Genomic DNA, 19,222 nt, shown 5'->3' with positions numbered 1-19,222 from the left:
CCAAAAAGCATAGGCGTAAAAAAACCACCGGTCTCGGTGGTTTTTTGTGTCGTGGGAGTTACTCGCCGCGATAGATGCAACCGCTGGTGCAGGTCTCGTGGATGCGGATCGCACTGAGTTCCGGCAGCAGGGGCTTCAATTCATTCCAGATGAATTTGGCCAGCACTTCGCTGGTCGGGTTCTCGAGGCCCGGAATGTCGTTCAGGTAGTTGTGGTCCAGACGCTCGTACAGCGGCTTGAAAATCGCCTTGATCTCGGAGAAATCACGGATCCAGCCAGTGTGCGGGTCGAGGTCGCCGCTCAGGTGAATCGCCACTTTGAACGAGTGACCGTGCAGGCGTCCGCACTTGTGGCCGTCCGGTACGTGGGGCAGACGGTGGGCGGATTCGAACGTAAATTCCTTGAAGATTTCCACAGTGATTTCAGCTCTGTTCAGATGGCGTTCGCCGCAGCGAATTCGGGCAGGCGGCGAGTTTACCAGCTTGTCCCCGGCTGTGCTGACTAAAGGGTCAGCAAGCGCTCGGCGAGGCGACCATTGGCAGTCAGTTCAAGGAACTCGTCGCCCAGCCGGCGGCTCTCGTCCATCGCCGCGCGCCAGTATTTCTGCCGGCTCGGTGCATCGCCCATGAAACGCTTGAAGTCGTTACGGTCGGGGAGTTTGCCGTAGGGCAGGCGCGTCAGGTATTCCTTGGACGGCGCGAGCAGCAGCACGTCTTGCAGGCGCTCGGTCGAGGCTTTGCGCCACGGCAGGGTCTTGTCGAACCAGCCCGGGATCACCCGGTCGGTGAAGTGCGGGTAAAGCACGATGCCGTCGCCGCTGTAGGGCAGGTCGAGGTGATAGTCCAGCAGGCCACCGTCACGAAAGGTGCCGGCACCGGCGCCCGGCAGGTCGCGCACGCCTTCCATGACCATCGGGATCGACCCCGAGGCCAGCAGCGCCTGACGCAGGTTGCCGGCATTGAGGGTGACGAAGCGCGACGGGAAATCGTTCAGCGCATGCACCGGCGGCGCCAGGCGCGGGTCGTGGATGATCAGCCGTTCGAAGTGTCGCGACAGCCGCGCCCGGCCCCGCAGGTTGTCGGCGATCACCGAACCCAGCGCCAGCCCGAGCCGGCCACGATGGTCGTCCGCCAGCCCGCCGTGGCTTTTGACCACCATGATGTTCAAGCGGTAATGGGCATTGTCGAGCAATACCGCATCGCGGCCGTCGAGCAGGTCATCGAGCATGCGCTGCGAACTGCGGCTGACGTCGCTGATGGTCACGCCCTTGTTGAAGTTCTGCTCGGTGTACAGGTGACCGAGGCGGCGAATGCCTTCAGCGGCGTCCGGCAGACAGGCGCTGGCGAAGCGCCAGGAGCCCACCGACGCACCGATCAGCGAACGCTCACGGGGAGCCGCCGGCAGCCACTCGCCGAACAGCGCCAGATCCAGACCCTGAATCCCCAGCGCCTTCGGTCCGCCGGCCGCACCGGGCAGGGTGCCGACGTCGGCAGCGTTCAGGCCCTGGGCGCGGATGCGTGCCATGGCACGCGGGCCAGCCTTGAGGGTGAGGGCAGGGAACTTGATGTGGATGGCTGTCATACCGGTCTCGATCGTTAGCAAGCGAAAGATTATAAGCACATGTTGCCGGCCTTGCTGAAACTGGCCCGGTGATGGCCATTCAGCTTCAGTTAAGTTCGAATCACTAAGGTGGCGCTCAGGAAGAAACACCGGACATCAGGAAAACCCATGAAAATTCTCGCGCCCCTGTTCATCGCGCTCCTTCTTTACGGTCTGACCTCGAACCTCGCCCATACCCGCGATCTGCTGGCGGATGAAGCCCGAAAACTGATCGACGCTGGTACCATTGTGCCGATTGAAACGGTCAAGGCCACGGTCATGACTCGCCATCCGGATTCGACCGTCATCGATATCGAACTGGAAAAGCGTTACGGCATTTATCTGTACCAGATCGAGCTGAAAGATTCGCAAGGCGTGGAATGGGAAATGGAACTGGACGCGAGCGACGGGCTGCTGCGCAGGGATCATCAGGACACTTAATGAAACTGTTTTTGCCGTATTCATCGACGCGCGCCACGGGACTTCTGGCCCTGGCGCTTGTTACGTTCTGCTCGGTGACGCTTGCTCGCGACCTGAATCAGGACGAAGCCCTGCGCCTGCGTCAGCAAGGCGTGATTCTGCCGCTGGAGCAGGTGCTGCATAACGCGATGGAACGCTACCCCGGTGCCAAATTGCTGGAAGCCGAGCTGGAAGAGAAACACGATGTGTACATCTATGAAATCGAGCTCCTGACCGCTGAAGGCGAGGCCCGCGAGCTGCATTTCGAAGCCGCCACCGGCCGTTTGCTGAAAGACAAGGAAGATTGATCGATGCGTTTGCTTCTGGTGGAAGACCACGTCCCCCTGGCCGATGAGCTGATCGCCGGCCTGCAACGTCAGGGTTATGCCGTGGACTGGCTGGCGGACGGTCGCGATGCGGTCTATCAGGGCCGTAGCGAACCGTACGACCTGATTGTGCTCGACCTCGGCCTGCCGGGCGTGCCGGGCCTTGAAGTGCTGGCGCAATGGCGTGCCGGCGGGCTGGCGACGCCGGTGCTGATCCTCACGGCCCGGGATTCCTGGGCCGAACGCATCGAGGGCCTGAAGGCCGGCGCCGATGATTACCTGACCAAACCTTTTCACCCGGAAGAACTGCATCTGCGCATCCAGTCGCTGCTGCGCCGTTCCAAGGGGCAGGCCAACCAGCCGACGCTCAAGGCCGCAGGGCTGCATCTGGACGAGGGCCGCCAGTGTGTCGTGCGTGACGGCGCCGACATTCAACTGACCGCCGCCGAATTTCGCCTGCTGCGCTACTTCATGCTGCACCCGGAGCAGATACTTTCCAAAAGCCATCTCGCCGAACACCTCTACGACGGCGAGACCGAGCGCGACTCCAACGTCCTCGAAGTCCACGTCAACCACCTGCGACGCAAGCTTGGCAAAAGTGTGATCGAAACCCGTCGCGGCCAGGGTTATCTGTTCGGCGGACAGGCTTCGTGAGATCGATCCAGCGCCGCTTGAGCCTTGGCCTGATCAGCGTGATGGTGGTTGTCGGCGTGATACTGGCGCAAACCAGCCTGTGGCTGTTCGAAGTGGGTTTGCAGCGCTACCTCGAAGCCGGTCTGCGCAATGACAGTGAAAGCCTGCTGGTGGCTCTGGTGCGTGGTCCGCAAGGCTTGCAACTGGATGAGCGACACCTGTCGCCGGCTTATCAGCGGCCGTTTTCTGGCCATTATTTCCGCATCGACTTTGCCGACAGTCACTGGCGTTCGCGCTCGCTGTGGGATCAGGATCTGCCGCTGCTACCGGAGCCCGGTCTGCACAGCAATCTGCAACTGGGGCCGGACGGGCAGCAACTGCTGGTACTGCGCTCGGATTACCGACGGCTCGGCCAGTCGATCTCCATCAGCGTGGCCCAGGATTACACCCCGGTGCGCGAGAGCTTCCAGCGCATGCGCCAGATCGGTCTCGGCCTTGGGCTGGCCGGGTTGCTGCTGATCCTGATTCTGCAACGATTGACCGTGCACCGCGCCTTGCGACCACTGGAAAAGGCTCGCGAACAGATCGCCCAGTTACAGCAAGGCCAGCGCTCACAACTCGATGAGCAAGTGCCGGCAGAACTGGAGCCGCTGGTGGCGCAGATCAACCACTTGCTGGCGCACACTGAAGACAGCCTCAAGCGTTCGCGCAATGCCCTGGGCAACCTCGGGCACGCGCTGAAAACCCCGCTGGCGGTGCTGTTGAGTCTGGCCTCGAACGAAAAGCTCGATGCCCATCCCGAACTGCGCAGGATCCTCAAGGAACAACTGGAACAGGTGCAGCAGCGGCTGAACCGCGAGCTCAACCGTGCGCGGCTTTCCGGTGATGCGCTGCCGGGCGCGCTGTTCGATTGCGACGCGGAGCTGCCGGGGTTGCTGGCGACTTTGAACATGATCCACGGCGAACACCTTTCGCTGAGTTACGTTGCGCCATCGGGACTTCAATTGCCGTGGGATCGTGAGGACCTGTTGGAACTGCTTGGCAACCTGCTGGACAACGCCTGCAAGTGGGCGGATGCCGAGGTGCGTCTCAGCGTGGTCGAGACGGCTGAAGGTTTTGTGCTGAGCGTGGAAGATGACGGGCCGGGGATTCCCGAGGCGCAGCGCGATCAGGTGTTCAGTCGGGGCACGCGGCTGGATGAGCAGACCCATGGGCATGGGTTGGGGCTGGGGATTGTGCGGGATATTGTCGAGACTTGGGGCGGGGTTTTGTTGCTTGGCGAAAGTAAGTGGGGCGGGTTGAAGGTGGAGATTCAGTTGCCCCGGCGGTGAACCCGCCCCCCACAGGAATCTGTGGTGAGCGGGTTTGAGCGTCAGACCCGGAACTGATCCATCAAACTCTGCTGCTGATTCGCCAGGCTATTGAGCGACTGACTCACCCGCGCCGACTCATTCGCCTGCCCCGACAACGACTCCGTCACATCACGGATCGTCGCGACGTTGTTGTTGATCTCTTCGGCCACCGCGCTCTGTTCTTCAGCGGCGCTGGCGATCTGCAGGTTCATGTCGCTGATCACCGTCACCGCATCGCCGATCTGGCGCAACGCGGTTACGGCCTGGCCGACCTGTTCGACGCTGCCCTGGGCCTGACGATGGCTGTTGCCCATCGAACCGACCACGTCCTGGGTGCCGTTCTGCAATTGCTCGATCACCTGGCGGGTTTCTTCCACCGACTCCTGGGTGCGGCGGGCGAGGTTGCGCACTTCGTCGGCGACCACGGCAAAGCCACGTCCGGCTTCACCGGCACGGGCGGCTTCGATGGCGGCGTTGAGGGCCAGCAGGTTGGTCTGCTCGGCGATGGCGCGGATGGTCTCCAGCACCGTACCGATCTTCTCGCTGTTGGCGGCCAAGCCTTCGACTTGCACCATCGCCGCGCTCATGTCGGCGGAGAGGGTGTCGATGCTGGCGGTGGTGCGGTCGATCACGGTCAGGCCCTGACGGGTGGCGCGGTCGGCATCCTTGGCTGCTTCGGCGGCTTGTGCCGCGCTGCGGGCCACGTCCTGGGCGGTAGCGCTCATTTCGTGGGACGCGGTGGCGACCTGATCGACCTGACGGTATTGCTGCTCCATGCCGGCGCTGGTCTGGGTGGCAATGGCCGAAGACTGGTCGGCGGTGTTGCGCGCGTCCTGCACCGAGCGTTTCACCTCGGCGATGATCGGTTGCAGCTTGTCGAGGAAGCGGTTGAACCAACCGGCCAGTTGGCCGAGTTCGTCTTTCTTGTCGTAGGCCAGACGGCGGGTCAGGTCGCCTTCGCCGCTGGCGATGTCTTCCAGCATGTGCGCCACGCCGAGAATCGGCTTGGTCACGCTGCGTGCCATCAGCCACACCAGCAGCAGGCCGAGCAGTGCTGCAAGCACGCCCAGGCTCAGTTCGATCAGGGTGCCCGAGGTGTTGCTGGCGTCCAGTTGCTGCTTGAGCGCTTCGGCACGGCTGACCAGGACTTTCTCCGGCACATCCAGCAGCACGCCCCACGACGGACCACCAGGAATCGGCTGGAACGGCGACAGCACTTTCAGCTGTGCATTGCTGTGCAGGCTGCTGACGGATTTGCTCGATGCCAGCAGGCGCAGCAGTTCGGCACCGCTGGTGGTGTCCACGGCATCCAGGCGCTGGCTGAGTTTGTTGGCGTCCGGGCTGTAACCGGCGAGCAGGCCGGCGGGGCTGATGATGCTCACGGCGGTCTGGCCGTCATAGAGCTTTTTGCTGGCACCCTGGCTGATCGCCTGCAGGCTGTTGAGATTGATGTCCACCGACAGCGAGGCGATGACTTTGCCGTTGACCATCAGCGGGAACACGATGCTGGTCATCAGCACCTTTTGCCCGTCGATCACATAGAAGTACGGTTCGATCACGCACGGATTGAGCGTGGTGCGCGGGCAGGTGAACCAGGCGTTGGCGGCCTGGCCGCTAGGGCCGGTGCTGGTGTCGGCCATGTCGCTTTCCGGCAGCGCCATCGAGGTCACTTTGCCCGGCGTCGGCTGCGACCAGTATAGGGCGAAGCGGCCCTTGTCGTTACTGCCTAATTCACTTTGCCCGGCGAACAGCTCGTCCTTGCCGTCCAGTGCATTGGCTTCGAACACCAGCGACAGGCCGAGCAGTTCCGGGTTGGCCTGCAACGCCGATTTCACCTGACGGGTCATGTCTTCGCGCAGGTCGAAGGCATCGAGGAAGCGCTTCTCGGCCTGTTCGCGCAGGAACAGCACCTGGCGCGAGAAGCCGTGGCCATATTGATAGGCGTCCATGAACTGTTGGCGAATGCCCGCGGCCTGAACTTCGCCCTGGGATTCGATGCGCGCCTGGGCCGATTCGGTGAGCATCTCCATGCTGGAGGCTTTGACCAGTTCGGAACTGTGCTCCATGCGATACAGCGAAAGACCCACCAACAGGGTCACGATACCGGCCAGGCAGAGGCCGGCGAGCAGGGTGATTTTCCATTGGATGGAAAGTTGTCTGAGCGACATGGAGACGTCCTTATTCGATAAATATCTGAGACTTTGCACTGTAACGGCCGCGTTTCGACTTTCTTTATGGCGCAAACGCAATAGGGCGAATTGACGCACTTTGTGGCGGATATGCCGTTGTCACCGGTTTGATCATGGAAAGTTACACAGTGACGCGACCGGTCGCTTTGACACTGCGCGCGCTCTGCGGCACAGTGCGCGCCCTTCTAATAAGACCCTCTATGCAAATCCGCTGGCGACCTTCGTGGCTTGCCGGCCGGACTCATCCTGTCTGGCGGTGAATGGCTTTACCGTCGTGTTTTTGAGGTAGTGAAATGAATGCAGTGATTGCTGCGGTCGGCGTCATGCTGATCCTCAGCCTGTCCCGGGTGCATGTGGTGATCGCGTTGATCGTCGGTGCGCTGGTCGGTGGCCTGACCGGCGGCCTGGGCATCGACGCCACGCTCAAGGCCTTCAACAGTGGCCTGGGCGGCGGGGCGACGGTGGCGTTGTCCTACGCGTTGCTCGGCGCTTTCGCCGTGGCGATTGCCAAGTCCGGCCTGGCCCATGCACTGGCCGACAAGGCCCTGGCGATGGTCGATCGTCAGCACGCATCCGGTGGTGGCAGCGTCAAATGGCTGCTGATCGGCCTGCTGTGGGTGGTGGCGATTGCTTCGCAGAACATCCTGCCGATCCACATTGCGTTCATTCCGTTGCTGGTGCCGCCGCTTCTATATGTATTGACCAAGCTGCAACTGGATCGCCGGCTGATTGCCTGCGTCATGACCTTCGGCCTGATCACGCCGTACATGGTGTTTCCGGTGGGCTTCGGCAACATCTTCCTCAACCAGATTCTGCTGGCCAACGTCAGCAAGGCCGGCGTCGACATCAGCCAGGTCAACGTCATGCATGCGATGGCCATCCCGGCGGCAGGCATGGTGTTTGGCTTGTTGATGGCGGTGTTCTTCAGTTACCGCAAGAAGCGTGTCTACGATCTGGAGAAGATCGAACAGGTTGAGCAGGTCAGCGTCGCCTACAACCCGATGACCATCGGGATTGCCGGTCTGGCTATTGCTGCAGCCTTCATTATCCAGCTGCTGCTGGACTCGATGATTATCGGGGCGCTGGCCGGTTTCCTGATTTTCTCGGCCTCGGGCATCGTCAAGTGGCGCGAGACTGACGGCCTGTTCACCGAAGGCATGAAAATGATGGCGATGATCGGCTTCATCATGATCGCCGCTTCGGGTTTTGCCGAAGTGCTGAAGGCCACTGGCGAGGTGCGCACGCTGGTCGAAAGCGCGGCGGCGCAGATCGATCACAGCAAGGCCATCGGCGCCTTGCTGATGCTGCTGGTGGGGCTGATGGTGACCATCGGCATCGGTTCGTCCTTCTCCACGGTGCCGATCCTCGCGGCGATTTTCGTGCCGCTGTGCGTGCAGCTGGGCTTCAGTCCGATGGCGATCGTCTGCATCGTCGGCACAGCCGGGGCCCTGGGCGACACCGGCTCGCCGGCCTCGGACTCGACCCTCGGCCCGACCTCCGGCCTGAACATCGACGGCCAGCATCACCACATCTGGGACACCGTGGTGCCGACCTTCCTGCACTACAACCTGCCGTTGCTGGCGGCCGGCTGGATGGCCGCAATGGTCTTGTAACAACCAAATTCCCTGTGGGAGCGGGCTTGCCCGCGATGGCGTCCGCACATTCAATATTTATGTGACTGAAACACCGCTATCGTCGGATCGCCGCCCGGGGCAAGCCCGCTCCCACAAGGACATGAGGTGTCTCCAGACTCAACTTTTGCTTTCGCGTGCCGTTAACGCCTTTAACCACGCCAATAAAACCAAAAGAGTGAGCCCCCATGCGCCTGAGTCTCAAGGCTAAAGTCCTGTCCCTTGCCGTCCTTCCGGTCTTGCTCTTTGCACTGGTGATCAGCCTGACCACGCTGTTCATCCTCCAGGAACAGGCGCACAAGGAAGTCGAACAGACCCGCGAACGCCTGCTCGGTGATGCCAAGGCCACTCTGGCCAGCTATGTTGCGGTGGCCATGACCACCATCAAACCGCTTTACGACGCTGCCGCGCCCGGCGACACCGACGCACGGGCGCAGGTGATCAAGCTGCTGTCGGGCATCAAGTACGGCAAGGACGGCTACTTCTTCGGCTACGATTCCGAGACCGTGCGCCTGTTCAAGTCCACCGATCCCGAAGGCGTGGGCAAAAGCTTCAAGGACAACCGCGACCCGAACGGCGTCTACGTCAACCGCGACCTGGTGAAAGTGGCGAAGGACGGTACTCACTACCTGCAATACAGCTCGCCGCTGCCGGGCAATGCGCAAGTGCTGGTGCCGAAACTCGGCTACACCGAATACCTGGCGAAGTGGGACATGGCGGTCGGTACGTCGGTCAATCTCGACGGCATCGAGGCGCAAGTAGCGCTGGTCCAGGCCCAGGTTCAGGAGCGCATGGAAGGCGTGGTGCTGAGCATCGTCGGCGTGGCGGTGGTCGTGTTGCTGGTGATCGCGGTGGCGGGGCTGGTGCTGGCCAATACCATTCTGCGGCCGCTGAACCTGATGAAAGCCAACCTCGATGACATCGCAGCGGGCGAGGGCGACCTGACCCGGCGCCTGACCATCACCAGTCAGGACGAGCTCGGCGAACTGGCCGGCTCGTTCAACCGCTTCGTCGACAAGATCCACGGCCTGGTGCGGCAGATCACCGAGATGACCACACAACTGACCGGGCTGGTGACGCAAGTCTCGGATCAGGCCCAGCGTTCGGATCAGGCCATGGAGCGTCAACGCCACGAGACCGATCAGGTGGCCACGGCGATCAACGAAATGTCCGCCGCCGCGCAAGAAGTCGCCAAGAGCGCACAGAACGCCGCCGTCGCCGCGCAGCAGACCGACGAAGAAGGCCAGACCGCCAAGCGCGTGGTGGCCGGCAGCATCAAACAGATTCATGCGTTGGTGGACGACATCCGCAGCAGCGGCGTGTCCCTAGACAGCTTGCAGCAGGACGTGTCATCGATTGTCGGTGTACTCGGGGTGATTCGCTCGATTGCCGAGCAGACCAACCTGCTGGCGCTCAACGCCGCAATCGAAGCGGCCCGGGCCGGCGAGGCCGGGCGCGGGTTTGCGGTGGTGGCGGACGAGGTGCGGGCGCTGGCTTCGCGCACGCAGATCAGTACTCAGGAAATCCAGGGGATGATTGATCGCTTGCAGGCCGGTACGCAGTCGGCGGTTGAAGCGATGCGCCGCTCAAGTGAAGCGGGTGACGGCACGTCGGCTCAGGCCAATCAGGCGGGGGCATCGCTGGATGCCATGGCGGATCTGATCGCCACAATCAACTCGATGAACGCGCAGATCGCCAGTGCCGCTGAGGAGCAGACGGCCGTGGCCGAAGAGATCAACCGTAGCGTGCATCAGATTGCGGTGGCGGTGGACAACGTGGCGGATGAGACACAGTTGGGGGCGCAGACTTCGCGGAGTCTGGCTGAGTTGGGGCAGCGGTTGGGCAAACTGGTCGGGCAGTTCCGGATCTGATGGCGTTGTCGGGGCAGGCCGTCAAGGTCTGTCCCAATACGGCACCTCCCCAAAACACTCGATAAAGAAATCAATCACCGTCCGCACCTTCACCGACAACCGCCGGCTCCCCGGCCACAGCACCGCAATCTGCTGCGGCTCCACACTGTTCGACACCTGAAAATCCCCCAGCACAGGCACCAGCGTGCCCTCACGCACTGCCTCGCCAATCAGCCATGACGGAAACATCACCAGCCCCAAACCCTGTTCGGCGGCCTGGGTCAGGGTGTCGGCGTGATTGCCGGTGATCGGGCCTTTGACCGAATACGGCGTCCATTCACCCTGATCCTGCCGGAAGAACCAGCGCTGCTGGCCGGTCGCACCCTTGTAGGCCAGGCACTGATGGCGGGCGAGGTCTTCAGGATGCTGTGGCGTGCCGAAACGCTGGAGATACGCCGGGCTGGCCGCGACCTGAAACCGGTGCGGCGCGAGGATCCGTGCCTGCATGCTCGAGTCATGCAACGGGCCGATGCGGAACAGCAGGTCGGCGCCTTCCTGCAGCGGGTCGATGTAGTGATCGGTTTGCTGGATGTCCAGTTGCAGCTTCGGATAACGCTCGCACAATTGGCCGAGCCATGGCGTCAGATGGCGCTGGCCGAACACGACCGGGGCGTTGATCCGTACCAGCCCGGTGGGCTCGCTTTGCTGTTCCTGCAACGCCTGTTCGGCTTCCTCCAGTTGCACCAGCACCAGCCGCGCGTGGTGGCCGAGCATGCGCCCGGCTTCGGTCGGCGTGACTGCGCGGGTGTGGCGGTAAAGCAGTTGCTGGTTCAGCGCCTGTTCCATCAACTGGATTTGCCGGGAAATTGAAGAGGGTGCCACGCCCTCGCGGCGGGCGACTTCGGAAAAGCTGCCGTGGTCGAGCACCGCCACAAACAGCCTTAGCGCCTTGAATCCCAGTTCGTTGAGCCCGTGCATCGAGTGTCCTGTTGTGCGAGTTGCGCAAAAGTGTTGTCCGGATGCTCCCATTTATCGCACAGCTGCGCCAGCCGATAATCCGCGCCATCGTGTCCTTCAGAGGTTTTTCAGATGCAGTCGTTTGATGAATTGAGTGCCGCGCCGGCTCCGGTCGCCCGGCCGGGTTTGCGCTTGTTGCTGTTGTCGCTGGTGATTCTGGCCGGCATGGGTTTGTCGGTGGAGGCCGGGTTGCTCGGGCCGCTGGGTGAGCAGGTCGGGCACCTGTGGGCGACTTTGAGCATCTTTGGGGTGGGGTCGGCGATTCTGTTTTTGCTGTTGCTGTTCGCGGGGCCACAGAAAGGCCCGGCGCTGACGGATCTGCCGCGCTGGCAGTTGATCGGCGGGTTTCTGGGGCCGATGTACGTGGTGGTGCTGACGCTGGCGACGCCGCACATCGGGATTGCGATGACGATGATTGCGATTCTGTCGGGGCAGGTGGGCAAGAGTGTGCTGATCGACCATTTCGGCTGGTTTGGCGCTACGCGCAAGAAGGTCAACGGCGAGCGTTGGCTGGCGTTGGGGTTGATTGTGGCGGCACTGATTTTGATTGCGCGGGGGTGAGTGATGAGTCTGGTTATTTTGTTGGCGGTGGTGGTGTTGGCGGGTGCGGTGTTGAGTGTGCAGGCGGCGATCAATGGGCGGTTGGGGGAGACCGTTGGTGTGTTGCGCAGCAGTTTGTTGACGTTTGTGGTGGGGGCGGTTTCTACGGGGTTGTTGATTCTGTTTTTTGAGCCTGCGCAGGCGGTGAGTCTGCTTGAGGTGCCGAAGTGGCAACTCAGCGGTGCACTGTTCGGCGTGGTGTACATGATGGTGATGGTGGGGGCGGTGCCTCGGGTGGGGACGGCGGTGGCGACGGTGGCGGTGATTGTCGGGCAACTGGGGATGGGGATGTTGATTGATAATTTTGGGTGGTTGGGGAATCCGGCGATTGAGTTGTCTTCGAGTCGGGTTTTGGCGATGGTTTGTTTGGGGCTGGCGTTGGTATTCATGTTTCGCAGTAGTGTTCGGCAGGCTGTTTGAACGTGGCGGCCTTTGGGCCGACCAGGTTCCCGGGTTATTGGGTACATATCCGTTTCTTCGGGTGCTGGCGCTGGCGGTTTCGCTCTTACAGCCATCCCTTTCAAGGTCTTTGGTTAAAATGCCCCAAAAATTCAGTCAGGACGACGAAGCGATGTGGGCAGAGGTTTTAGCGAGGTTCGAGAAAAAAGCACCTGCCAGCGTTATGGCCAAATTGGCACTGGAGCACGCTATTGCCCCTGAGTGGGTTGATCAGGTCTTCGAAGAACATCGGCAACGGCAGTATTCTCGTGAGCTGTTGTTCTCGACCATTATCAAGCTGATGTCCCTTGTTTCATTGGGCTTGAAGCCTTCCCTGCACGCCGCCGCGCGGCAACTGGAAGATCTTCCTGTCAGTCTGGCGGCGCTCTACGACAAGATCAGTCGTACCGAGCCAGCTCTGTTGCGCGCACTGGTCACGGGCTGTGCGCAGCGCCTGGCTCCAACCATCAAGGAGTTGGGTTGCACGCAGATGCTGCCGGAGTGGCAGGTCCGGGTGGTAGACGGTAATCACTTGGCATCCACCGAGAAACGACTGGGGGCTTTACGCCACGAGCGTGGTGCCGCTCGACCCGGTTTCTCGGTGGTTGTCTACGACCCCGACCTGGACCAGGTCATCGACCTGCAGGCGTGCGAGGATGCCTACGCAAGCGAGCGTGTTTGCGTGTTGCCTCTCTTGGCCGATGCCGAGCCGGGCCAGGTGTGGCTGGCCGATCGACTCTATTGCACGCTCCCGGTCATGGAGGCTTGCGAGCAGGTCAAAACCTCCTTTGTCATTCGTCAACAAGCCAAGCATCCACGCCTGATTCAAGAGGGGCATTGGCAAGAACCAGTGCCTGTAAACACGGGCACTGTGCGTGAGCAGATTATTCAGGTCAGAGGCGGTTACCAGTGTCGGCGTGTTGAACTGACGCTTCACTCGCCAACGGACTCGGGTGACAGCAGCTTGATGTTCTGGAGCAACCTGCCTGAAAGCATCAGCGCACAGCAGATCGCGGAACTCTATCGCCGTCGCTGGAGCATAGAAGGCATGTTCCAGCGACTGGAAGCAATCCTGGAAAGCGAAATCGAAACCCTTGGTAGTCCAAAGGCTGCATTGCTCGGGTTCGCTACCGCGGTATTGGCCTACAACGTCCTGGCCGTACTCAAGCGAAGCGTCGAGCAAGCCCATCAGGATACTCAGCCTGACGGCTGGGAAGCCTCAACCTATCACTTGGCGGTTCAGGTCCGGAGTGGTTATGAAGGCCTGCAAATCGCGCTGCCCCTGGAATATTTTCCCGTCATACCTCTGGAAAAACTGGCCCAGCGCTTGTTGGAACTGGCCAGAAACATCCAACCCAAACAAGTTGCGAAAAGTCCACGGGGCCCCAAGGTGCCTAAACCCAAAACATGGGTGCAAGGCACTGCGGTGCATGCACATGTTTCAACGGACCGGGTAATCAAGGCCGCTAAAACGAAAAGACCTTGAAAGGGATGGCTCTTACAGCGAGTCACTTTGGCAAACGCCCCAAAGTAACCAAAGGTCTTAGGCCCTGACGTACGGCCCTCGCTGTGGCTCGGGTTCCTTCGCTCCGGGATCGATCCGGGGGCATCGCCTACGGTTTGCTTCGCTGCACCTCCTCTCGATGCATGCGGCTGCGCCGCACGGTCGCTGCGCCGCACGGTCGCTGCGCTCCCACCCCCGGATCAATCCCTCCACTCAGCCTGCCGACGGGCCTCGCGATCAAAAGCGGTACTCGAGCTAACGCTCATCGTGGTGAGTGGTGAGTGGTTTGGTTGTTGAGTGCTTTTCAGCTTCTACACTGGTAGCACGGCTTGTTCCTTCAGCCTCAGACAACCACTACCAAAGGAGTCTGTTTCATGGCCGACAGAAAATGCGATTGCCCGGGATGTAGCTGCAAGATCAAGGAAGGCGAGCATTCTTACGTGGCGCACGGCAAGCACTATTGCTGTGAGGCCTGCGCTCATCACCACAAGGGTGGTGAAGAGTGCTCTGGCAAGGGTTGCCATTGCGCGCACCCGAAATAACGGGCTGCATGAAAAAGTGGAGCCTAGTCAGGCTCCACTTGCAGTTTCAGGCTGTCGTCGTCCAGGCGTTCGGTGTGGCGGACGGTGCCTTGCAGGCGTCGGCCTTCGACCCGGACGTCGACGGTTGTGGCTCGTTCTAGGTCTTCCGGTTGTGGGGCCGGGGCGCGCAGGGCGAAGCAGTAGGGATCGTTTTCGACGGGTTCCAGGCCAACCGGGCAGTCGATGCTTCGGGTGACCCGGCCGGTTGCGGTGTCCAGGCTGTAGTCCAGATGCGCCGGGCTGCTGATGGTTGTCATGTGTGTTCCCCCGAAAGTGTCCCCGCCTGCGCGCAAGCTTAGCTTGCCGGTCGCCAGGTGACATTTTCCACGCCGAATTTTTCTGCCATCGGCTTGCTGGTCTTTTGCACTTTTTCCCGGCCGAAGCGCGGGATGCGGCCCACCCCGGCGTCGCAGCTTGCCCAGTGCCACGCCTCGGTGTTGTCCATTTTGTCCGAACGGATAATGAACGACTTTGGCGTGCCGTGAAGGGTGTAATCGATGACGTACAGTTTTGCGTTGTTCATAAAGCCGTTCTTCCTCCCTGTGGTAATAGAAGGATCGCTGCGCACCGGGAAAATTCACTCGGATTGTCCGACGGTATCTATCAATGGCGATTGACCGGGTGCACTGGTTACCATGACGCCTTCGCCAACTCTGATGAATGTTCGCCATGGCCCTTGCCGCGCCCCCCGATCTGAGTGATACCGATGTGCCGGTGCAGCCGCTGGCGCGTACCTATCCGCGTGGGTTGTTTATCGAACCGCACGAGCATGTCTGGGGGCAGTTGCTGTATGCGATGAGCGGGGTGATGTGGGTCGAAACCCCGCACGAGGCGCTGGTGGTGCCGCCGCAACGGGCGGTGTGGTTGCCGCCGGGAGTGCCCCACGGGATTCGCGTGGTGTCGGATTTGCAGATGCGCAATATCTACCTGCGCCCGGCGCTGGCGGCGACGCTGGATCAGACGGTGCAGGTGATCGAGGTCGGTGGTTTGCTGCGCGAGCTGATCGTCGGGCTGGTGGAGCAGGGTGACAGCGGCGATGCCGAATATTACGAAGCGCTGGTCGGGCTGGCGCTGCTGGAGCTGAAACGCGCAAGGCGTTCACAGTTGAAGATCCCGTTGCCGGACGACGCCGACCGGCGGCTGATGAGTCTGTGTCAGGCGGTGATGGCCGCGCCATCGCTGGAGATTCCTTTCGAGCAACATGCCGAAAACGCCGGGGCCAGCGTGCGAACGTTGGCGCGGTTGTTCAAGGAAGGTCTGGGCATGGGCTTCGCCGAATGGCGGCGGCAGGTGCAACTGGCGACGGCAGTGGCCGAGTTGATTCAGGGCGTGCCGGTCAGCGCGATTGCCCGGGAGCTGGGTTATTCGCCGAGCAGTTTCAGCGACATGTTCCGTCGTGAGCTGGGCGTGGCGCCTTCGCAGTTCGGTGTCGGGCAGCTTTCAGGCTGATTTGGCCGAAATTCAGAAGTCCTTGGCCGGTGCTTTCGCACAGCCTTCCCTAGACTTTGCCCATTCCCTTTATGTGGCGGAGTGATCCCATGAACTACCTGATTTCCCTGGGCATCGGTCTGGGCGTCGGCCTGTTGTATGGCGCGCTGGATTTCCGTTCCCCGGCACCGCCGGCCATCGCGCGGGTCGGCCTGTTGGGCATGCTGGCGGGTGAGCAGTTGTGGCCGCTGGGCCGGCAACTGGTCAGCGGCTGGTTGTCCTGAATTTCCTTTTTTCATTCGGTGGATGAACTCATGAAAGCACTGCAATTCGATAAAACCGGCGACCTGTCTTCCCTGCGCTTCGTCGAGGTGCCGACGCCGGTGCCGGGGGCCGATGAGGTGCTGGTGCAGATCAAGGCGGCAGGCCTCAATCCCAGCGATGTGAAAAACGTGCTCGGGCGTTTCCCGTACACCACGCTGCCGCGCATTCCCGGTCGGGACTTTGCCGGGGTGGTGGTCGAAGGGCCGCGGGCGTTGATCGGCCAGGAAGTCTGGGGCACCGGGCGCGAGCTGGGCTTTTTTGCCGATGGCTCCCATGCGCAGTTCGTCAAACTGCCGGCCAATGGCGTGGCGCACAAACCTTCGCACCTGAGTTTCACCCAGGCCGCCAGCCTCGGCGTGCCTTACACCACGGCGTGGGATGCGCTGGAGCGCAGTCTGGTGAATGCAGAAACCCGTTTGCTGGTGATCGGCGGCGGGGCGGTGGCGACGGCAGCCTTGGCGCTGGCCAAAGTGCGTGGCGCGCAGTTGCTGGCGGCGGCGCGGCGGCCGGAGCAGGTCAAGGACTTGCAGGCGCAGGGTTATCAGACGATTCAGCTGGACAAGCCTGAAGAGCTCGGCGCGCAGGTCAATGCGGTATACCGCGGCGGCGCCGACGTGATCTTCGACACCACCGGGTTCTGGCTGCCGGCCTCGGTGCCGGCGCTGGCACCGTTCGGACGCATTGCGATCATCGCTGCGCCGGTGGACGGCTATGTACAACTGCCGGCGCTGGCCCTGTATCGCAAGGGTGGCTCCGTGGTCGGCATCAACTCGTTGCTGTACGGCGTTGAAGCCTGTGCGGCAATGCTCGAGCAGTTCGGCCGGTTCTTCGACGAAGACCTGCTGCCACTGCCGCAAGGACTGGTCGAAGCACCGTTGGCCGAAGGGCTGGCGCGCTATGCCGATGTCAATCAGGGCAGCGGCGACAAGGTCATCCTGATGCCTTGATGCTTATGCGTCCGGCACGCCGTTCTCCCACGCCGACCAGTGCTTGAGGATGTCCTGCACCAGCGGATTCCCCGTGCGGTAGAGGTTTTCCAATGCCGGCACAAATCCGCCCTGGTCGGCGTACTTGAGCAGGTTGTCCACTTCGCTGCCGCCCGGCGCCGGGCGGTCGAAGTCGGAGCCGGCGCGCACCACGGCCAGGCGCTGCACGTCCACCAGGCCCTCGCGGCTGGCACGCAGCAAAGCCTCGTAGGTGGAGTTGTCTTCCTGTTGGGTGGTGCAGTATTCACCCTTGTTGTCGGTCAGCAATTTGGTCCAGACCTCGGCGCGTTCGCTCAGGCGCGTGCCGGAGAACCAGGTGTTGCCTGCCAGCGTGTCGCAGCGGGTGACCACCGGTGGCTGATTGGCCGGTGCTGCCGGGTATTTCTGGCGCCACGCGGCCGATTCCTTGCTCTCGCTCAGTTCGACCTTGTGGCTCAGGGCGAAGGCCTTGGCCTGCAGTTTCGGGTTGAGTTCGAAGACCTCGGTCTTGTAGTCCAGCGGCGGCTTTTCGTTCGGGCCTTTGGTGTTGATGCCGAGGTAACCGGTCGGCCAGCTCGACGGCGCATCGCGTGAATCCAGTTCCCACTGGGTGCCGAACTCCACCAGATAATGCGCCCAGGCAGCGGTGCCGATGGTCCCGTGTTTCGGGCTGATGCCGGCAATCCCGGCGATCAGGAAGTAGCTTTTGCGCAGGTCGAATTTCGGTGACAGCGCCAGTGCCAGGGTCGAGGCGGCTGCGTTGGTCTGGCCCATGCCGGTGGTCATCAGGCACACCTGCTGTGTGTTGCAGCGGATGGTCGGGTACTCGGCCGACAGGCCCGGCACGCGGATTTCCTGTTTGAGTTCGAGGCGCTCGATCCAGTTTTGCGCCTCCGGGGCGAACATGGTGATCAGCACCACTTTCGGTTGAATCGGTGCCTCGGCCGCCCAGGCGGTGGAGGAGAGCAGGGCCGCAGCGGCCAGTGATACACGCGTCATTGCTTTCATGATGGCTCCTGGATTCAGAACTGATAACCGATGCCGGCGTAGTAACCCCAGCCGTTGGAACGTGCGCGGAAGTTGCCGTCGCCGAAGTTCAGCTCGCTGCCGTCCTCCCAGTTGCCGCCGTTGTGGAAGTAACGACCCACCAGGGTGAAACGCAGGTGGGTGAACGAGTACAGCAAGACGTTGGTCGCCACCGTGGCATTGGCGGTGCGCGCGGGGTTGTCCTTGTGCAGGTCCGAGCCGAAATCGAAGTTGGTGAAGCCAATGTAGGTCAGCGAGGCACCGTTGCTGAATTTGTCGATCGGCACGATGTACTTGAGCTGCGCACGGTAGCCGTCCCACGAATATTCATTGCTGGCGCCGTAGTTTTCCCACTGGTAGCGCCCGTACAGGTTGGCCGACAGGTTGACCCGCGAGTGGGTGTCAATGTCGGTCCCCAGACCGCTGTACAGCGTGTTGGCGCGGTTTTCCTTGCGGCTGCCGTGGTCGTAGATCCAGTCGAACGCCACGTACCATTCCTTGAACGGCCCGATGGCCAGGCTGCGGCCGGCGAGGTAGTCGATGGAGATGCGCGGTTCGTGCTCCATGAACACCGGCGAGCCGTGATCCCACACGCCTTTGTCGTGGCTGTTGCCGATGTTGAAGATCTTCGGAATGTCGATGTAGCCGTACAGCTCGAACGGGCCCTTGCGCCCGAAGTATTCGTATTCCAGGTAGATATCGTCCGCCGGTTGCGGGCCGAAGCTGATGTCCTTGCTGCCGATCAGCATCAGGTCCTGGTTATACCAGTCCGACAGGTACGCGCCTTTTTTCGGCGGGCTGGCTTCGGGGCTGAGGGCTTCGCCCTGGGCGGATTCTTCGGGCAAGGCAGGTTGCGCCAGCGCCGTGTGGCTGAGAACTCCGGTAACGCCGGCCAGTAGCAGGGAAACAGCAAATGGTCGCGCACCACGACGGCGGCGGCAGGAAGAAGCGTGCATTCAAAGTCCTTTTTGCGGATCAGGGCCCGGTTTTTCGGGGCTGTACGGTTTTGTTACGAAAATGCGGTCAACAGCGACTCGCAAACGTTTGCACAAGCCGTACCAGTTTTCGCAATGCCCTGAAAAATCGATCAATTCGGTGGTTTATCTGGCACCTCGGTCAGGTGCAGGCCTGGCCCGTATCAAGCACCTCAAAACCTTGTTCAGAACGGCTGGAAGTATCACCGCAGCGCCTTATCGCACAAAAGTATTAACACTATTTAATCAATGCCCCATCGCAGGGCATCAACTAGCGTGTGTCTGGAATAGACGGTTTATCTGATGACCGTCATACGCTTGATACG

21 protein-coding genes and 2 pseudogenes are annotated in these 19,222 nt (G+C 61.5%); 14 read left to right on the top strand and 9 right to left on the bottom strand.

Annotation, left to right across the window (positions count from 1 at the left end; all coding sequences use genetic code 11):
- Positions 1–58: 58 nt before the first annotated feature.
- Positions 59–415 (bottom strand): 6-carboxytetrahydropterin synthase QueD, encoded by a 357-nt coding sequence (gene queD, locus IF189_RS18695; RefSeq protein ID WP_007955941.1) that lies wholly within the window; start codon positions 413–415, stop codon positions 59–61.
- 86 nt (positions 416–501) lie between these two features.
- Entirely contained in the window at positions 502–1,581 is a 1,080-nt protein-coding gene (locus IF189_RS18690) for a patatin-like phospholipase family protein (RefSeq protein ID WP_192552053.1), read from the bottom strand.
- A 147-nt stretch (positions 1,582–1,728) separates the two neighbouring features.
- On the opposite strand from IF189_RS18690, the gene IF189_RS18685 reads away from it, so the two are divergent.
- The 4 genes from IF189_RS18685 to IF189_RS18670 are packed head-to-tail and all read left to right on the top strand — an operon-like array spanning position 1,729 to position 4,348.
- The gene (locus tag IF189_RS18685) at positions 1,729–2,040 is read left to right on the top strand and encodes a PepSY domain-containing protein (RefSeq protein WP_085712536.1); all 312 of its coding nucleotides are present in this window, start codon (positions 1,729–1,731) and stop codon (positions 2,038–2,040) included.
- Positions 2,040–2,366: a PepSY domain-containing protein gene (locus tag IF189_RS18680; RefSeq protein ID WP_085712535.1), complete on the top strand. Its 327-nt coding sequence runs from the start codon at positions 2,040–2,042 to the stop codon at positions 2,364–2,366. The genes IF189_RS18685 and IF189_RS18680 overlap by 1 nt, the downstream gene beginning before the upstream one ends.
- Before the next feature lie 3 nt (positions 2,367–2,369).
- Positions 2,370–3,038, top strand: a complete 669-nt coding sequence (locus tag IF189_RS18675; RefSeq protein ID WP_114884224.1) for a response regulator transcription factor — start codon at positions 2,370–2,372, stop codon at positions 3,036–3,038.
- Complete coding sequence (locus IF189_RS18670) at positions 3,035–4,348, top strand: ATP-binding protein (RefSeq protein ID WP_134827476.1); 1,314 nt, start codon at positions 3,035–3,037, stop codon at positions 4,346–4,348. The genes IF189_RS18675 and IF189_RS18670 overlap by 4 nt, the downstream gene beginning before the upstream one ends.
- Positions 4,349–4,389: 41 nt before the next feature.
- Here IF189_RS18670 and IF189_RS29170 read toward each other — a convergent pair whose 3' ends face one another.
- Together IF189_RS29170 and IF189_RS29165 are read right to left on the bottom strand one after the other, a co-directional pair.
- Positions 4,390–5,094, bottom strand: a complete 705-nt coding sequence (locus tag IF189_RS29170; protein WP_413038532.1) for a methyl-accepting chemotaxis protein — start codon at positions 5,092–5,094, stop codon at positions 4,390–4,392.
- Between the two features lie 201 nt (positions 5,095–5,295).
- Positions 5,296–5,352 (bottom strand): annotated as a pseudogene (locus IF189_RS29165) (hypothetical protein); the annotation flags it as partial.
- Between the two features lie 1,499 nt (positions 5,353–6,851).
- Here IF189_RS29165 and IF189_RS18660 point away from each other — a divergent pair.
- The 3 genes and pseudogenes from IF189_RS18660 to IF189_RS29155 all read left to right on the top strand — a co-directional run bounded on the left by IF189_RS18660 (position 6,852) and on the right by IF189_RS29155 (position 10,060).
- Positions 6,852–8,171, top strand: coding sequence for a Na+/H+ antiporter family protein (locus tag IF189_RS18660; RefSeq protein ID WP_085712531.1), 1,320 nt, complete (start codon positions 6,852–6,854; stop codon positions 8,169–8,171).
- Positions 8,172–8,377: 206 nt separating this feature from the next.
- A pseudogene (locus IF189_RS29160) lies at positions 8,378–9,154 on the top strand (cache domain-containing protein); the annotation flags it as partial.
- 84 nt (positions 9,155–9,238) lie between these two features.
- Positions 9,239–10,060, top strand: a complete 822-nt coding sequence (locus IF189_RS29155) for a methyl-accepting chemotaxis protein (protein ID WP_413038531.1) — start codon at positions 9,239–9,241, stop codon at positions 10,058–10,060.
- 21 nt (positions 10,061–10,081) lie between these two features.
- On the opposite strand, the gene IF189_RS18650 is transcribed toward IF189_RS29155, so the two are convergent.
- On the bottom strand, positions 10,082–11,017 hold the full coding sequence (locus IF189_RS18650) for a LysR family transcriptional regulator (RefSeq protein WP_192552050.1): 936 nt from the start codon (positions 11,015–11,017) through the stop codon (positions 10,082–10,084).
- 111 nt (positions 11,018–11,128) lie between these two features.
- Here IF189_RS18650 and IF189_RS18645 point away from each other — a divergent pair, with 111 nt between their 5' ends.
- From IF189_RS18645 to IF189_RS18630, 4 genes are all read left to right on the top strand, one after another.
- Positions 11,129–11,617 carry a DMT family transporter gene (locus IF189_RS18645; RefSeq protein WP_192552049.1) on the top strand — a complete coding sequence of 163 codons (489 nt, stop codon included), beginning with the start codon at positions 11,129–11,131 and terminating at the stop codon, positions 11,615–11,617.
- A gap of 3 nt (positions 11,618–11,620) precedes the next feature.
- Entirely contained in the window at positions 11,621–12,076 is a 456-nt protein-coding gene (locus IF189_RS18640; protein WP_134827472.1) for a DMT family transporter, read from the top strand.
- Between the two features lie 202 nt (positions 12,077–12,278).
- Positions 12,279–13,580, top strand: a complete 1,302-nt coding sequence (locus IF189_RS18635; protein WP_134828704.1) for an IS4 family transposase — start codon at positions 12,279–12,281, stop codon at positions 13,578–13,580.
- A gap of 392 nt (positions 13,581–13,972) precedes the next feature.
- Positions 13,973–14,140, top strand: coding sequence for a metallothionein (locus IF189_RS18630; RefSeq protein WP_085686659.1), 168 nt, complete (start codon positions 13,973–13,975; stop codon positions 14,138–14,140).
- A 23-nt stretch (positions 14,141–14,163) separates the two neighbouring features.
- On the opposite strand, the gene IF189_RS18625 is transcribed toward IF189_RS18630, so the two are convergent.
- On the bottom strand, positions 14,164–14,436 hold the full coding sequence (locus IF189_RS18625) for a hypothetical protein (protein ID WP_192552048.1): 273 nt from the start codon (positions 14,434–14,436) through the stop codon (positions 14,164–14,166).
- A 38-nt stretch (positions 14,437–14,474) separates the two neighbouring features.
- Positions 14,475–14,702 (bottom strand): DUF6555 family protein, encoded by a 228-nt coding sequence (locus IF189_RS18620; protein WP_064597962.1) that lies wholly within the window; start codon positions 14,700–14,702, stop codon positions 14,475–14,477.
- A gap of 137 nt (positions 14,703–14,839) precedes the next feature.
- On the opposite strand from IF189_RS18620, the gene IF189_RS18615 reads away from it, so the two are divergent.
- The 3 genes from IF189_RS18615 to IF189_RS18605 all read left to right on the top strand — a co-directional run bounded on the left by IF189_RS18615 (position 14,840) and on the right by IF189_RS18605 (position 16,878).
- Entirely contained in the window at positions 14,840–15,628 is a 789-nt protein-coding gene (locus tag IF189_RS18615) for an AraC family transcriptional regulator (protein WP_192552047.1), read from the top strand.
- Between the two features lie 89 nt (positions 15,629–15,717).
- A complete protein-coding gene (locus tag IF189_RS18610; RefSeq protein ID WP_192552046.1) occupies positions 15,718–15,891 on the top strand; it encodes a DUF1427 family protein in 174 nt (57 codons plus the stop codon).
- A gap of 30 nt (positions 15,892–15,921) precedes the next feature.
- The gene (locus tag IF189_RS18605; RefSeq protein ID WP_134827469.1) at positions 15,922–16,878 is read left to right on the top strand and encodes a quinone oxidoreductase family protein; all 957 of its coding nucleotides are present in this window, start codon (positions 15,922–15,924) and stop codon (positions 16,876–16,878) included.
- 3 nt (positions 16,879–16,881) lie between these two features.
- On the opposite strand, the gene IF189_RS18600 is transcribed toward IF189_RS18605, so the two are convergent.
- Both IF189_RS18600 and IF189_RS18595 read right to left on the bottom strand, forming a co-directional pair.
- Entirely contained in the window at positions 16,882–17,904 is a 1,023-nt protein-coding gene (locus IF189_RS18600; RefSeq protein ID WP_192552045.1) for a purine-nucleoside phosphorylase, read from the bottom strand.
- 14 nt (positions 17,905–17,918) lie between these two features.
- A complete protein-coding gene (locus IF189_RS18595) occupies positions 17,919–18,878 on the bottom strand; it encodes a nucleoside-specific channel-forming protein Tsx (protein ID WP_192552044.1) in 960 nt (319 codons plus the stop codon).
- Positions 18,879–19,222 lie beyond the last annotated feature (344 nt).

Origin of the sequence: Pseudomonas sp. IzPS59 (assembly GCF_014863505.1) — a bacterium.
GTDB lineage: Bacteria > Pseudomonadota > Gammaproteobacteria > Pseudomonadales > Pseudomonadaceae > Aquipseudomonas > Aquipseudomonas kribbensis.
Note: the sequence above shows the minus strand (reverse complement) of the source record. Positions and strands in the feature narration are given on the sequence as shown.

Excerpts from the sequence above, each read along its gene's own strand:
- IF189_RS18685 (WP_085712536.1), top strand. The coding sequence starts at position 1,729 with ATGAAAATTCTCGCGCCCCTGTTCATCGCGCTCCTTCTTTACGGTCTG.
- IF189_RS18640 (WP_134827472.1), top strand. The coding sequence starts at position 11,621 with ATGAGTCTGGTTATTTTGTTGGCGGTGGTGGTGTTGGCGGGTGCGGTG.
- IF189_RS18680 (WP_085712535.1), top strand. The coding sequence starts at position 2,040 with ATGAAACTGTTTTTGCCGTATTCATCGACGCGCGCCACGGGACTTCTG.
- IF189_RS18650 (WP_192552050.1), bottom strand. The coding sequence starts at position 11,017 with ATGCACGGGCTCAACGAACTGGGATTCAAGGCGCTAAGGCTGTTTGTG.
- IF189_RS18675 (WP_114884224.1), top strand. The coding sequence starts at position 2,370 with ATGCGTTTGCTTCTGGTGGAAGACCACGTCCCCCTGGCCGATGAGCTG.
- IF189_RS18610 (WP_192552046.1), top strand. The coding sequence starts at position 15,718 with ATGAACTACCTGATTTCCCTGGGCATCGGTCTGGGCGTCGGCCTGTTG.
- IF189_RS18625 (WP_192552048.1), bottom strand. The coding sequence starts at position 14,436 with ATGACAACCATCAGCAGCCCGGCGCATCTGGACTACAGCCTGGACACC.
- IF189_RS18645 (WP_192552049.1), top strand. The coding sequence starts at position 11,129 with ATGCAGTCGTTTGATGAATTGAGTGCCGCGCCGGCTCCGGTCGCCCGG.
- IF189_RS18600 (WP_192552045.1), bottom strand. The coding sequence starts at position 17,904 with ATGAAAGCAATGACGCGTGTATCACTGGCCGCTGCGGCCCTGCTCTCC.
- IF189_RS29155 (WP_413038531.1), top strand. The coding sequence starts at position 9,239 with ATGACCACACAACTGACCGGGCTGGTGACGCAAGTCTCGGATCAGGCC.
- IF189_RS29170 (WP_413038532.1), bottom strand. The coding sequence starts at position 5,094 with ATGAGCGCTACCGCCCAGGACGTGGCCCGCAGCGCGGCACAAGCCGCC.
- IF189_RS18595 (WP_192552044.1), bottom strand. The coding sequence starts at position 18,878 with ATGCACGCTTCTTCCTGCCGCCGCCGTCGTGGTGCGCGACCATTTGCT.
- IF189_RS18690 (WP_192552053.1), bottom strand. The coding sequence starts at position 1,581 with ATGACAGCCATCCACATCAAGTTCCCTGCCCTCACCCTCAAGGCTGGC.
- IF189_RS18605 (WP_134827469.1), top strand. The coding sequence starts at position 15,922 with ATGAAAGCACTGCAATTCGATAAAACCGGCGACCTGTCTTCCCTGCGC.
- IF189_RS18635 (WP_134828704.1), top strand. The coding sequence starts at position 12,279 with ATGGCCAAATTGGCACTGGAGCACGCTATTGCCCCTGAGTGGGTTGAT.
- IF189_RS18660 (WP_085712531.1), top strand. The coding sequence starts at position 6,852 with ATGAATGCAGTGATTGCTGCGGTCGGCGTCATGCTGATCCTCAGCCTG.
- IF189_RS18620 (WP_064597962.1), bottom strand. The coding sequence starts at position 14,702 with ATGAACAACGCAAAACTGTACGTCATCGATTACACCCTTCACGGCACG.
- IF189_RS18630 (WP_085686659.1), top strand. The coding sequence starts at position 13,973 with ATGGCCGACAGAAAATGCGATTGCCCGGGATGTAGCTGCAAGATCAAG.
- IF189_RS18615 (WP_192552047.1), top strand. The coding sequence starts at position 14,840 with ATGTTCGCCATGGCCCTTGCCGCGCCCCCCGATCTGAGTGATACCGAT.